Raw genomic sequence first — 13,266 nt, forward strand, 5'->3', positions numbered from 1 at the left:
GGCCGCGACGGCCGCCGTGGCGGCCCTCGGCTACGGCGTCAGCACCTGGGCGGGCGCCTCCGGACCCGGGCACGGCGGCAGTACCGGGCAGCCGGCCCTCGCCTCCTACGGTGCCTCGGAGCTCCGTACCGACAAGGGCGTGCCGGCCGTCTACCGCAAGCTCATCGTCGACTCCGCTCATGCCTGCCCCCATCCGGACGTCACTCCCGCGCTGATCGCGGCGATGCTGAAGGCCGGGAGCGACTTCGACCCCGACCTCTCCGATCCCGGCCACCAGGAGTTCGGCATCGCCCGCTGGACGCCCCGCGTCCTGCGGTGGTGGATGCGGGACGACGGCATCCCCGCGTCGGCGACCCCCACACCTCCGCTGTCCCCCTCCGTGTCCATCCAGGCCATGGGCCGCTACCTCTGCTTCATCGATCCGCATCTCAAGGTCGGCTCGGGTTCGGACAAACAGATGCTGATAGCGGCCGCCTACGAGACGTCGTACAGCAGGGTGAACGGCTTGGGCGGCGGCATTCCCCCGGAGTACCGCGACTACTGCACCCAAGTCGGCCACTGGCTCAAGGAGTACGCGCCCCCGGGCAAGAAGTGACCCTCAGACTTCCGAGGTACCGGCACGGGGATACGGCTGCGACGGTGGAACCACTCCGCCGGGGCCACCGTGCCACGGCGGAGCGACCGAACCACTCGTTCACATGGGGGAATCGTGAACATCGCCAAGCCCGCAGCGCTGCTCGTCGCGGCCACCGCCCTGCTCGCCGGCTCCACGGTGGCGGCCACCGCCGCCACACCGGACGGCGTCCGGGTCACCGGCATCCAGGCCACGGCCGACCAGGTCCTCGCCGGCCACCCGAAGGCGCTCTCGGCCTCCGCCGACAAGGTCCAGTACGACGGCCTGACCCTCACCAAGGCCCCGAAGGGGAAGGTCACCGCCAAGGACCTGGACTGCGCCTACGGGCACCTGTGCATGATCGTCAAGGGCACCAAGTTCGACTTCTACAAGTGCCAGACCTGGACCGTCAACAACTGGACCGGGGACGGCCCGTTCACCAACAACCAGACGCCGGGCACGGTCGCCAGCTTCTACAACCAGGACGGCAGCACCCGCTGGACGTCGACGGCGTACGAGGCCGGCACGGCGACGTGGGACCCGATCTACTCCCTGCGTCCCTGCTGACCTGACCTAACAGACTCGACGGCCTCCGGCTCCCTCGGGGGAGGGCCGGAGGCCGTCGATGAATGCTGTCCAGGTGAGAGCGGGGAAGAGGAGGACGGGGCCCTGCGGGTTCTTGGAGTCGCGGACGGGGACGAGGGCGGGGAGGGCGTCGGCGACTTCGACGCACTCGCCGCCATCCTCGTTGCTGTAGCTGCTCTTGCGCCAAGCGACAGAGTCCGGATCAATCCCCTTGCTGCGCTGCATCTCTGTATGTCCTCGCTGCTTCTTCCCCTCTGTGTATACCAGCGGCGGGGCGTCGGCGAAGGTCATGATCTTGGCCATGGCGTGAGCGAGCGGGGACCAGGGGGTCGTTTCCGGAACGACCTGAAGAACACTCTGGGTGGACCGAATCACGTCGAGGATATGCTCCACCTGCTCGGCCATCGCCGCTGGGGGAAGCGGGGTCCTCCGGATGACCGACTCGTTCAGGATCCCCCAGTAAGTGGGCCGGTCCTCGCGCTTCCACAACTCCGCACGCGCCAACCGTGCGCGGACACGCTGCTCGACCACCTCCGGTGGCGTCTCCGGGCCCCCGTACTGCATTCGGCCCCGGCAGTACGCCCCGGTCTGCAAAAGCCCCGGGATGGCATTGGGCACCCACTCCTCCAGCGTCAGCGCCTGTTTCTCCATGTCCGGGACGTCCGCGGAGTACCACGCATGCCCCACCCGCCGTGCCTTGACGACGTCTTCACACCGCCGCTCGAAAAACCCGTCCGTCTCCAGCCGCCGATCCACATGCAGGGCCAGATCCATCGGCATCCCCCTCTCCCCGCGTTCGATCTGGCTGAGGAACGAGATACCCCGGAAACTGCCCTCGACCAACTGCTCCAAGGTCAGCCCGGCTTGCTCTCTCCTGTAGCGCAACTCCGCGCCGTAGAAGCAGGGAACGCTCACCGAAGCGTCGGGATCCTTCTTGGGAGGCACAACGCACCACCGCTACCAGTTACCGTGCGCAACCGAAACCTCTTCCACGCTACGGCAGCTGACGCCACTCTGTGAGCGATTCGTCACAGAAAGGCACACGGCCATGGAAACCACCGTCGTACAACTCCGCGACGCCCTGAAGGCGAACGGCATCACGCTGCCCTCCCTCGGCGTGGACCTGGTGACCTTCGCGAGCGCGTACGCCAAACCGCTCATCCACCTCGGCAACTGCGACCAGGCGACTGCACAAGCCCTGACCGAGGCGCTCAACGAGGCTGCCGGCCGGTGAAACCGCTGACGCTCGAACTGCTCACGCTTCCCAAGGCCGTACCGGAGGTCCGCCGAGCCGTACGCGAGCATCTGAACGACACCCCGTGCCCCGGACTCCAGCTGTGTGTAAGCGAGTTACTGGCCAACGTGATCAACCACGTCGGCGAGGGCACGCCGGTCACCGTACGGCTGACCCGCCTGGAAGGTGACCGCACCCGCCTCGAAGTGACCGATCCTGACGCCCGCGCCTGGCTCGTACGACGACGCCCCGGCGTCCCCCGCCCCACCTGCTCTGAGCCACGGCCCCGCCTCGCTGCATGGCGTGCGGACCTGGCTGCTCATGCCTTGGCGCTGATGCCGGGCCACCCCGGCCCGGCATCAGCGCCGGCCAATCACTCGTACCGTCAGTGGAAGAAGTGGCGCGTGCCCGTGAAGTACATCGTCACGCCCGCCTTCTTGGCGGCCTCCACGACCAACTCGTCGCGGATCGAGCCGCCCGGCTGGACGATCGCCCGGACGCCGGCGCCGATCAGGATCTCGGGGCCGTCGGGGAAGGGGAAGAAGGCGTCGGAGGCCGCGTAGGAGCCGCGCGCCCGCTCCTCGCCGGCCCGCTCGACCGCGAGCTTGCAGGAGTCGACGCGGTTGACCTGGCCCATGCCGACACCGACCGAGGCGCCGTCCTTGGCCAGCAGGATCGCGTTGGACTTGACGGCCCGGCACGCCTTCCAGGCGAAGGCCAGTTCCTTCAGCTCCGCCTCGCTCAGCGCCTCGCCGGCCGCCAGCGTCCAGTGGGCGGGGTCGTCGCCGTCGGCCTGGAGCCGGTCGGCGACCTGGAGCAGCAGACCGCCGTCGACCTGCTTGGCCTCGACCCGGTTGCAGGGCGCGCCCGGGGCCTTGAGGACCCGGATGTTCTTCTTCTTGGTGAGGGCCTCCAGGGCCCCCTCCTCGTAGTCCGGCGCGACGATGACCTCGGTGAAGATCTCGGCGACCTGCTCGGCCAGCTCCTTGCTGACCGGCCGGTTCACGGCGATCACACCGCCGTACGCGGAGACCGGGTCGCAGGCGTGGGCCTTGCGGTGCGCCTCGGCGACGTCCGAACCGACCGCGATACCACAGGGGTTGGCGTGCTTGATGATCGCGACGCACGGCTCGTCGTGGTCGTACGCGGCACGGCGGGCGGCGTCCGTGTCCGTGTAGTTGTTGTACGACATCTCCTTGCCGTGCAGCTGCTCGGCCGCCGCGAGACCGCCACTGCCGTCGACGTAGAGAGCGGCGGGCTGGTGCGGGTTCTCGCCGTAGCGCAGGGTGTTGGCGCGCTCGAAGGTGGCGCCGAGGAAGTCCGGGAAGTGCGACTCGTCGGCGGGGGCGTACGAGGACGCGAACCACGAGGCGACGGCGACGTCGTACGCGGCGGTGTGCTGGAAGGCCTCGGCGGCGAGCCGCTTGCGGGCGGCGAGGTCGAAGCCGCCGTCCTTGACGGCCGCGAGGACGTCGGCGTACCGCTCGGGGCTGGTGACCACGGCGACCGACGGGTGGTTCTTGGCGGCGGCGCGGACCATCGACGGGCCGCCGATGTCGATCTGCTCCACGCACTCGTCGTCCGAGGCCCCGGAGGCGACGGTCTCGCGGAACGGGTACAGGTTCACGACGACGAGGTCGAACGGCTCCACGCCCAGCTCGGCGAGCTGCTCGCGGTGGCTGTCCAGCCGCAGGTCGGCGAGGATGCCCGCGTGCACCCTCGGGTGCAGGGTCTTCACCCGGCCGTCCAGGCACTCGGGGAATCCGGTCAGCTCCTCGACCTTGGTGACGGGGACGCCGGCGGCGGCGATGCGGCCTGCCGTGGACCCGGTGGAGACCAGTTCCACCCCGGCCTCGTGCAGCCCGCGGGCCAGCTCTTCCAGCCCGGTCTTGTCGTAGACGCTGACGAGCGCGCGGCGCAGGGCCCGCTTGCCGCTCTCGGCCGTGACGGTGCTCTCGGCGGTCACAGGATTACTACCTTTCGTCCCTCAATGCGATGGCCGTTGCGGGCGATCCGCCCCACGACCTCGACGAGCAGCCTTCGCTCGACTTCCTTGATGCGCTCGTGCAGCGCGCTCTCGTCGTCCTCGTCCCGGACCTCGACCACGCCCTGAGCAATGATCGGGCCGGTGTCGACGCCGTCGTCGACGAAGTGGACGGTGCACCCGGTGACCTTGGCGCCGTACGCGAGCGCGTCGCGGACGCCGTGGGCCCCCGGAAAACTGGGGAGGAGGGCGGGATGGGTGTTCACGAACCGCCCGCCGAAGCGCGCGAGGAACTCCTTCCCCACGATCTTCATGAACCCGGCGGAGATCACGAGGTCGGGCTCGTACGCCGCTACGGCGTCGGCGAGGGCGGCGTCCCACTCCTCACGGCTGTCGTGGTCCTTGACCCTGCACACGAAGGTCGGCAGCCCGGCCCGCTCGGCGCGGGCCAGCCCCTCGATACCGGTGCGGTCGGCCCCCACGGCGACGATCCGTGCGCCGAACCGCTCGGCTCCGGTTCGCTCGATCTCGTCCAGGAGCGCCTGCAGATTGGTACCGGATCCGGAGACCAGCACGACGAGGCGCTTGACCGCGGGGCCAGCGGGGGTGGCGGCCACGATGGGGCCCTTTCTCGGGTGGCGACGGTTCCGGCCGGCGCTTCGTAGCTCGCTCTGTACATTCATACGAATGCTTCGCGCCCTGTGATACGGGGAAGTCTACGAAGCGGTCGACCGTCAGCAACGATACCGGCACACGGGAAGGCCCCCACGGGACGGGGGCTTGGCCGGAAGGTAGCGTTCGCAAGGAATCACGAAGGGGCAGCCTTGGGAACGCGGTGGTCGTACGGTGCGTTGTCGGGGTGGAAGCTCATATCGGACAGCCGTATTCACCTAGGGGAAGACGCTCTTTTGATGCCCGATCGCAGCCTGCGACTCCTCACGTTCCCTCCGCACCCGCTCCAGGGAGGCGAGCGTGGCACCGCCCTGCTGCGAGAACGCCCGACGTCTCCTCCGGAGGCCGGGCGGAGCGATGTGGGTCAGGGTGGCCAGGGCGGGCACGGCGGTCAGGCCGGCCGGGACGATGTCGGACGAAGCGGGGGTCAGCAAGGCGACGGTCGCGGGGGGAACGGACGCGCGGGTGACGGTCGCGGCGACGGACAAGGGGGCGGGCAGCAGGACGACAATCCGTTCGCGCCGCCGCCCGAGGGTGCCCCGGACCGGCCCTGGCAGCCCCGGCACCCCGAAGGTTCCCAGGGCCACGGCCATGGTCACGGTCCCGGGAGTGGCTCCCCGTGGGGCGGCCAGTGGAGCGACCGCCAGCCCGGACGCTCCCCCGGCGGCTTCGGCGAGCGGCCCGGCGGTGGCCCCCAGGGTCCCGGCGGCCCGGCCGGCCCCGGCATGCGCTGGGACCCGACCGACCCCGCCCAGCGCCGCGCGCGCTACGCACTGCTGTCCGGCATGTGGGCCGTCTTCTTCGCGCTGTTCAGCTGGCCGTACGTGGCCCTGCTGCTGGGTGTGCTCGCTCTGTACTGGGGCACCAGCGCGCTGCGTGCCAAGCCGCGCGGCACGAGCCCGGACACCCCGCCGGCACCCGGCACCGCGCGCCCCCAGACGACAGCGGCCGTCGGCGGTCTCCTCACGGCCTCCCTGGCCCTGGTCCTGGTGGCCTCGACCTTCACGGTCCAGTTCGTCTACCGGGACTACTACACCTGCGTCAACGACGCCCTCACCCACGAGGCCAAACAGTCCTGCGACCGCCTGCTCCCGCAGCAGCTGCGGGGCGTCCTGGGGGTCGGCAACAACTGAGGCCCCGGCCCACGTGACTCCGGACTCAGGTCCGCACAGGGTCTGGATTCGGGTCCGCGCAGACTCCGGACTCGGGCCCACGCGGGCTCTGGACTCGGGCCCACGCGGGCTCCGGACTCGGGTCCGCACAGGGTCTGGACTCGGGTCCGCGCAGGCTCCGGACTCGGGTCCGCACAGGGGCTGGACTCGGGTCCGCGCCCGGCTCCAGCTCGGGCGGGTGAGCGTCTGTGGGGGCTGCGGGCAGTCGCGCCGCTGGGATGGCGCCCCCAGCAGAGGCCGGGATACCGCCGTAGCTGCGAACACCCGTGCCGCTGGGACGGCGCCCACCCCAGCAGCGACCATCACATCCGCGTAGCTCCGGGCAACCGCACCGCCGGGACGGCGCCCACCCCGCAGAGACCGGGATACCGCCGTAGCTGCGAACACCCGTGCCGCTGGGACGGCGCCCACCCCAGCGGGGGGCCAGGATGCCGCCGTAGCCACGGGCAGTCGTGCTGCTGGGGCGGGCCCGGCCCGCAGAGAGCGGTGCCCCGCGAGCGCCGGTGAGCGAAACGGCCCGTTGGCCGGCGGCAGTACCCCGAAGGTTCGGGGAGGGTCAGTGGGGCGGTGTGTCAGGGGGTTCCAGGGTTTCTGGTGGCGGGTCGGTGAGAGCGGCTGGAGGGGGCGGCGCCGGAGCGGTGGGGCTTGCCGGAGCTTCGGTCGGGGCGTGCGGGTCGGCAGGTTCTCGTAGAGCCGGCCGACGGGAGACGCGTGCCAGGTCGTCGGCCAGGTCCGAGGGGAACGGGTCGTCGGCCGGGAGGAAGTCGTACAGCTCCTCCTCGTCGCCACCGGTCGTCCCGGACGCCGTCTCCGGTCGCGCGGAATCCTTTCCCTTGCCCGAGGCCTTGCCCTTGCCGCCCTTGGCCGTCGCCTTGCCCTTGGCCGTCGCCTTGCCCTTACCCGACTCCTCAGCCTTGCCGCCCTTCGCCGACTCCTTGCCCTGAGCCGCTTCCTCGCCCTCGGCCTTGGCGGTCTCCGTGCCCGGACCCGCTTCCGTGGCCTTGGCCGCATCCTCCGCCTTCGGTTCCCCCTCTTCCATCTCTTCCGTTCGGTTCCGCGTCCGCAGTCCCCACACCCGCCACCCCCGCACCACGAGCGCCACCGGCATCGCGAACGCCGCCGTCCACACCCCCGCCGCTCCCCCGGCCTTCCACCACACCGGCCCGAAGCTGGCCAGCGCGGCGACACCCAGCGGCCCGCCCGCCAGGTCGGCGAGCAGGGCGAAGGCCGCCGCGCAGACCGCCGCCGTCAGCAGCACCACCCCGGCGGTACGGAGAACCGACCAGCGCGCCGAGACCGGTGCGCCCGGCTCCGCCCAGTCCATGGCCCCCCGCGCCACGAACCACCCCGCCGTCACGCCAGCCGCCGCCGGCACCACGCCCGCCGCCCAGTTCAGCAGCGTCCCGGCACCCGGATCCGGCACCGCCGCCAGCAGCGGAAACGGCGGCAGCAGCGGGGCCGGATCGGAGGCGAACGGGTGCACCAGATGCCCGGCACCGAGAAGGAACCCTGGGCCGAGCGCGTAGGAGGCGGCCCACACCGCCGCGTTGGGGATCAGCGCCATACCAAGCATCAGCACCGCGAACCGCCCCGTCCACCCCTCCGTCAGCTGCAGGAAGGACACCCGCGCCAGCTCGCCGTGCCACACCAGCGACACCCCGAGCAGCAACGCACCGCCGCCGCAGAGCACCGCCATGGCCGCACCGGTGGCCCGTACGGCCGTACCCAGCCGGGCGCGCGCGTCCGCGCCGAACACCAGCCGCCGCACCGGCCCCGGCACCACCACCAGCACCCGGAGCACCGGCTCGCGCGGACTGCCGTAGGCCGACCACACCCCGGCCGCCGCCGCACCCGCCGCGACCAGCGGCAGGCATACCGTCACCCCGGCCCACGACGGCCGCAGTTCGCCGTCCGAGCAGTACAGCGCGATCGCGGCGCCGACGCCGAGATAGCCGAGGACGACCCCGGTCCACACCGTGCTCGCCGGTACCGGCGGCGGGCCGTCGGCGTCGTCGGGCGGGTCCACCGCGTCCCTGGCCGCCCGGTACACCCGCCACACGGGCAGCGCCAGCAGCAGCAACGGCGTCACACCCACCGGCATGGGCGCCCCGGAGAGCGTGTCGGTGCGGACCAGTTCGACTCCGTGCGCCAGCAGCCACAGCGCGGCGGCGACGTGCAGTGCGCCGCCCGGGCCGCTGTCAGGGTACGGCGAGCTGACCCACAGCACCATCAAGAGCGCGGCGAACGAGGCGACGCCGAGCCCGGCCGCGACGGCGCCGCCCAGGAAGCTCGCACCCAGTCCGGGCTCGCGGTCCCGCATCCGGGCCAGCAGGGGCGACAGCGATGTGCGGTGAACGGTCATCAGATTCACGCGCTCCATGCTCCCAACGACACGCGCTTTCCCGTCGTAACAGGCGAACCCCCGATGTGTCGCTCAATATGTGTTTATCTGCTTTTTCGTACGAAAGGGTGCACAGTGACGAAGCTGACGCAGGATCAGCCCCTGACGGCGCCTCAGGCCTTCGACGCGCTGTACTCATTCTGCGCCCCCGCCCTCGTACGCCAGACCTATCTGCTCACCGGGCGCCGGGAGCTGGCCCGCGAGGCCGTGGAGCGGGCCTTCCAGCTGGCCTGGCAGCGTTGGCCCGAGGTGGCACGGGACCGGGATCCGGGGAGCTGGGTGCGGGCGGTGGCGTACGACTGCGCGCTCTCGCCGTGGCACCGCTTCCGCCCCCGGTACCGGCACACGGAGCCGCCGCCCGCCGACCCGGCCGACCGGGCGCTGCTGGACGCCCTGCTGCAACTGCCGCCGTCGTACCGGCGCACGCTCGTCCTGTACGACGGTGTGGGCCTCGATCTGCCGGAGACGGCAGCGGAGACGGAGGCCAGCACGCCGGCCGCCGCGCGCCGGCTGACCCACGCCCGTGAGGCGGTGGCCGCACGGCTGCCGGAACTGACCGACCCCGGCGAGCTGCACCGCCGGCTGCTCGGACTGGCCTCGACCGAGCGGCTGCGCGCGGCCGAGCCGGAGCCGGTGCGGTGCGAGGGCGAGCGGCGGAGCATGTTTTGGACCCGGGCGGCGATCGCGTTCACGGGGACGATCGTCGGTGCGACGACGCTCACGCTGTGGACGGCGCCGACGCATTTCGAGGCACCGATCGCTCCGGCTCAGGCGGTAGAGGGGGTTCCGCCGGTCGGGATCATGGGGCCACTGCTCCCGATGGGGCCGCTGCCCCCGAAGGAACAGGCGCGGCGGGCGAAGGTGCGGAGCACTGCAGCGGGGAGACCGGATCGATTGGCACCGCTGGCTGGATGAGCGGCGATTCGTCTCCCTGCGGATGCCGTCTGCCGGGCGGGGGGTGCGGGCGCGTGCGGGTGGGTGGGGGTGCGGGCGCGCTGTGGCTGGTCGCGCAGTTCGTCGCACCCCTCGGGGAACAGCAGTGCCGTCGACTGCATGAACGCCGGTAGGCCCGCCCCAGCCAACGGGACGGGCCTACCGGGAGTGGGCTGGGAAACTCAGCCGCCCAGGATCTCGCGGGCGAGCTTCGCCGTCTCGGTCGGGGTCTTGCCGACCTTGACGCCCGCGGCCTCCAGGGCCTCCTTCTTGGCCTGTGCGGTGCCGGAGGAGCCGGAGACGATGGCGCCGGCGTGGCCCATGGTCTTGCCCTCGGGCGCGGTGAAGCCCGCGACGTAACCGACGACCGGCTTGGTCACGTTCTCCTTGATGAACGCGGCCGCACGCTCCTCCGCGTCACCACCGATCTCACCGATCATCACGATGAGCTCGGTCTCCGGGTCGTCCTGGAACGCGGCCAGGGCGTCGATGTGGGTGGAGCCGATGATCGGGTCGCCACCGATGCCGACGGCCGTCGAGAAGCCGATGTCACGGAGCTCGTACATCATCTGGTACGTCAGCGTGCCGGACTTCGAGACCAGGCCGATGCGGCCCGGCTTGGTGATGTCGCCCGGGATGATGCCGACGTTCGACTGGCCCGGGGTGATGATGCCGGGGCAGTTCGGGCCGATGATGCGGGTCTTGTTGCCCTTCTTGCCGGCGTACGCCCAGAAGGAAGCCGTGTCGTGCACGGCGATGCCCTCGGTGATGACGACGGCCAGCGGGATCTCGGCGTCGATGGCCTCGACGACCGCGTCCTTGGTGAACTTCTCCGGCACGAAGATGACGGAGACGTTGGCGCCGGTGGCCTTGATGGCCTCCTCGACGGTGCCGAAGACCGGTACCTCGGTGCCGTCGAACTCCACGGTGGTGCCCGCCTTGCGCGGGTTCACGCCGCCCACGACGTTCGTGCCGTCGCCGAGCATGAGCTTGGTGTGCTTCATGCCGGTGGCACCCGTCATGCCCTGGACGATGACCTTGCTGTCCTTGTTGAGCCAGATAGCCATGGTGTGTTGTGTCCTCGTCCTGAGTGCTTACTTGGCGGCGTGGGCCAGCTCGGCGGCCTTGTCGGCCGCGCCGTCCATGGTGTCGACGCGCTGCACCAGCGGGTGGTTGGCGTCCGTGAGGATCTGTCGGCCCAGCTCGGCGTTGTTGCCGTCGAGGCGGACGACGAGCGGCTTGGAGACGTTCTCGCCGCGGTCTTCCAGGAGCTTCAGGGCCTGCACGATGCCGTTGGCGACCTCGTCGCAGGCGGTGATGCCACCGAAGACGTTCACGAAGACGGACTTGACGTCCGGGTCGCCCAGGATGATCTCCAGGCCGTTCGCCATGACCTGGGCGGAGGCGCCACCGCCGATGTCCAGGAAGTTGGCGGGCTTGACACCACCGTGGTTCTCACCGGCGTACGCGACGACGTCCAGGGTGCTCATGACGAGACCGGCGCCGTTGCCGATGATGCCGACCTCGCCGTCGAGCTTGACGTAGTTGAGGTTCTTCTCCTTGGCGGCGGCCTCGAGCGGGTTGGCCGCGGCCTTGTCGTGGAGCTCCTCGAAGTCGGGGTGACGGAACTCGGCGTTGTCGTCCAGCGACACCTTGCCGTCGAGGGCGATGACCTCGCCGGAGGCGACCTTCGCCAGCGGGTTGACCTCGACCAGGAGGGCGTCCTCCTTGATGAAGGTGTCCCACAGCTTGACGAGGACGTTCGCGACCTTGTCCGCGACCTCGGCCGGGAACTTGGCGGCCGCGACGATCTCGCGGGCCTTGGCCTCGTCCACACCGTCGATCGGGTCGATCAGGGTCTTGGCGACGGCCTCGGGGCGGGTGGCCGCCACCTCCTCGATCTCCACGCCGCCCTCGACGGAGGCGATGGAGAGGAAGGTGCGGTTGGCACGGTCGAGGAGGAAGGAGACGTAGTACTCCTCGAGGATCTCCGGAGCGGTCTCGGCGATCATGACCTTGTGGACCGTGTGGCCCTTGATGTCCATGCCGAGGATGTCCGTCGCGCGGGCGACGGCCTCGTCCGCGGAGGCGGCCAGCTTGACGCCACCGGCCTTGCCGCGACCACCGACCTTCACCTGCGCCTTGACGACGGACTTGCCGCCCAGCCGCTCGGTGATCTCGCGCGCCGCCTCAGGCGTGTCGATGACTTCACCGGCCAGCACCGGTACATCGTGCTTGGCGAAGAGGTCCCTCGCCTGGTACTCGAACAGGTCCACGCGCTTCCGTCCCTATCAGTGATCTCGCGGTTCGTTGGATGCGTGGGCGTGCCGCGAAGGGCAACGTGACGTCCGCTTGTCACAAGGGAGGCGCACACGGTGTCCGAGCGCGCGGCATGTCCGTCTCGCAGGTTATCGCCGCTTGCGGGGGCTCCCTAAATCGAGGGTCACACACGAGCGGTGATACCTGTCACATGATGCCGAATTTCCTGGCACGGCGTGCCGATGGATCAGGGCGGAGCTGGTGCGGAAGAGGGGCAGATCGGGGCCGGATCGGAGCCGGATCAGGGGCAGACCGGGGCGGATCGGGGCCGGATCAGGGGCAGACCGGCGGCTTCGGGGGCTTCGGGGTGATGTGTGAGGCCTCACCGGGCTGGGGTTGACCCGGTGAGGCCTCGGGGACGGCCCCGGTGGTTGCGGGGCCGGGGCGGTTGATCCCCACCCCAATGGGGACCACCCGCCCGGGCCGCGGGGCCCCGGCCGGACGGACCGACGGAATTCGGCCGTCCGGGTCCGGCACCCCACGGAGCGTTTCGGGGCTGTCAGCCCTGGTATCGGATGCCCGATGCAGCGCCCCGCACGCCGTACGGGTCCTGAAGGTGCGCCGTCGGTACGGCCGTACGGGTGACCCCTTCGGCTCCGGCGACGGCGTGCCCGGCGAGCGGACCGCCGGTGTCCCGGACCGTGCCCTGGAGGTCGTACGCGAAGGTCCCGGCCTGCTGAGCGAGCGGCGCGGCGGTGCCCGTGACACCCTCCGCGTAAGGCCCGGTCTCACCGGCGATGCCGTGGGCCAGGCCGGCCGTGCTCCCGCCGATCCCGTCGGCGACCGGCCGCACGGTCCCGGTGACCTGGCCGGCCACGGGCGTCACGGTGGACACGACGGTGCCGGCCGCCTGGTGCACGGCCCCGGTGGCGGTGCCGGTGAGGGGCGTGGTCGCACCCGTGACCCCGGCCGCGAAGGGCGGCAGCTGCGCGGTCATGCCCTCGGCGAAGTCCCCGGTCTGCCCGGTCAGGCCGTACGCGAGCGGCGGTACGGCACCGACGACACCGTCCGCGAAGGGCCGCACGTCAGCGGCCACGCCGTGACCGAGGGCGCCCGCGTCGACGACGGCCTGTCCGGCGACCGGCACGACACCGTGCACGACACCGGCGGCCACCGGCGGCAGCACGGCCTCCGTGGCGTTCTGGGCAACCTGTCCGACCAGCCCGCCGGCGTACGACGTCGCGTCCGCGGCCACCGGCCGCACATCACCGACGGCACCCATGGCGACCCCGTGGACCCCGGAGACGGCACCCTCGGCGGTCCCGTACCCACCGGAGACGGCGCCCTCGGCGACTCCCAGCACCCCGGAGACGGCGCCCCCGGCGACTCCCCGCACGGCGAAGGCGGTGTCCT

The 13,266-nt window shown here is 71.2% G+C and carries 12 protein-coding genes; 5 read left to right on the forward strand and 7 right to left on the reverse strand.

The genetic code is table 11. The annotated features are described in order from the left end of the window. Both M878_RS65205 and M878_RS65210 read left to right on the forward strand, forming a co-directional pair. Window positions 1-595, forward strand: a 595-nt coding sequence (locus tag M878_RS65205; RefSeq protein WP_023547272.1) for a lysozyme family protein, incomplete at its 5' end; no start/stop codon positions are given. 114 nt (window positions 596-709) lie between these two features. Next, window positions 710-1,180, forward strand: a complete 471-nt coding sequence (locus M878_RS65210; RefSeq protein WP_023547273.1) for a hypothetical protein — start codon at window positions 710-712, stop codon at window positions 1,178-1,180. 6 nt (window positions 1,181-1,186) lie between these two features. On the opposite strand, the gene M878_RS65215 is transcribed toward M878_RS65210, so the two are convergent. Further along, window positions 1,187-2,143 (reverse strand): Scr1 family TA system antitoxin-like transcriptional regulator, encoded by a 957-nt coding sequence (locus M878_RS65215; RefSeq protein ID WP_245238106.1) that lies wholly within the window; start codon window positions 2,141-2,143, stop codon window positions 1,187-1,189. A 103-nt stretch (window positions 2,144-2,246) separates the two neighbouring features. On the opposite strand from M878_RS65215, the gene M878_RS65220 reads away from it, so the two are divergent. Beyond that, window positions 2,247-2,432, forward strand: a complete 186-nt coding sequence (locus M878_RS65220; RefSeq protein WP_023547275.1) for a hypothetical protein — start codon at window positions 2,247-2,249, stop codon at window positions 2,430-2,432. A 385-nt stretch (window positions 2,433-2,817) separates the two neighbouring features. On the opposite strand, the gene purH is transcribed toward M878_RS65220, so the two are convergent. Both purH and purN read right to left on the reverse strand, forming a co-directional pair. Continuing rightward, complete coding sequence (purH, locus tag M878_RS65230; RefSeq protein ID WP_023547277.1) at window positions 2,818-4,398, reverse strand: bifunctional phosphoribosylaminoimidazolecarboxamide formyltransferase/IMP cyclohydrolase; 1,581 nt, start codon at window positions 4,396-4,398, stop codon at window positions 2,818-2,820. Beyond that, window positions 4,395-5,033, reverse strand: a complete 639-nt coding sequence (gene purN, locus M878_RS65235) for a phosphoribosylglycinamide formyltransferase (protein ID WP_023547278.1) — start codon at window positions 5,031-5,033, stop codon at window positions 4,395-4,397. The genes purH and purN overlap by 4 nt, the downstream gene beginning before the upstream one ends. A 294-nt stretch (window positions 5,034-5,327) precedes the next feature. Here purN and M878_RS94295 point away from each other — a divergent pair, with 294 nt between their 5' ends. After that, complete coding sequence (locus tag M878_RS94295; protein ID WP_031225014.1) at window positions 5,328-6,221, forward strand: hypothetical protein; 894 nt, start codon at window positions 5,328-5,330, stop codon at window positions 6,219-6,221. A 595-nt stretch (window positions 6,222-6,816) separates the two neighbouring features. On the opposite strand, the gene M878_RS65250 is transcribed toward M878_RS94295, so the two are convergent. Further along, a complete protein-coding gene (locus M878_RS65250) occupies window positions 6,817-8,640 on the reverse strand; it encodes a cell division protein PerM (protein ID WP_023547281.1) in 1,824 nt (607 codons plus the stop codon). Between the two features lie 45 nt (window positions 8,641-8,685). Between M878_RS65250 and M878_RS65255 the strand changes: the two genes are divergently transcribed. Then, on the forward strand, window positions 8,686-9,576 hold the full coding sequence (locus M878_RS65255; protein ID WP_051430087.1) for an RNA polymerase sigma factor: 891 nt from the start codon (window positions 8,686-8,688) through the stop codon (window positions 9,574-9,576). A gap of 200 nt (window positions 9,577-9,776) precedes the next feature. On the opposite strand, the gene sucD is transcribed toward M878_RS65255, so the two are convergent. The 3 genes from sucD to M878_RS65270 all read right to left on the reverse strand — a co-directional run. Further along, window positions 9,777-10,661, reverse strand: coding sequence for a succinate--CoA ligase subunit alpha (sucD, locus tag M878_RS65260; protein WP_023547283.1), 885 nt, complete (start codon window positions 10,659-10,661; stop codon window positions 9,777-9,779). Window positions 10,662-10,688: 27 nt separating this feature from the next. After that, window positions 10,689-11,870, reverse strand: a complete 1,182-nt coding sequence (gene sucC / locus M878_RS65265; RefSeq protein WP_023547284.1) for an ADP-forming succinate--CoA ligase subunit beta — start codon at window positions 11,868-11,870, stop codon at window positions 10,689-10,691. Window positions 11,871-12,412: 542 nt separating this feature from the next. Beyond that, window positions 12,413-13,266, reverse strand: an 854-nt coding sequence (locus M878_RS65270) for a hypothetical protein (RefSeq protein ID WP_023547285.1), incomplete at its 5' end; no start/stop codon positions are given.

The organism is Streptomyces roseochromogenus subsp. oscitans DS 12.976 (assembly GCF_000497445.1).
In the GTDB taxonomy this organism is placed as follows: Bacteria; Actinomycetota; Actinomycetes; order Streptomycetales; family Streptomycetaceae; genus Streptomyces; species Streptomyces oscitans.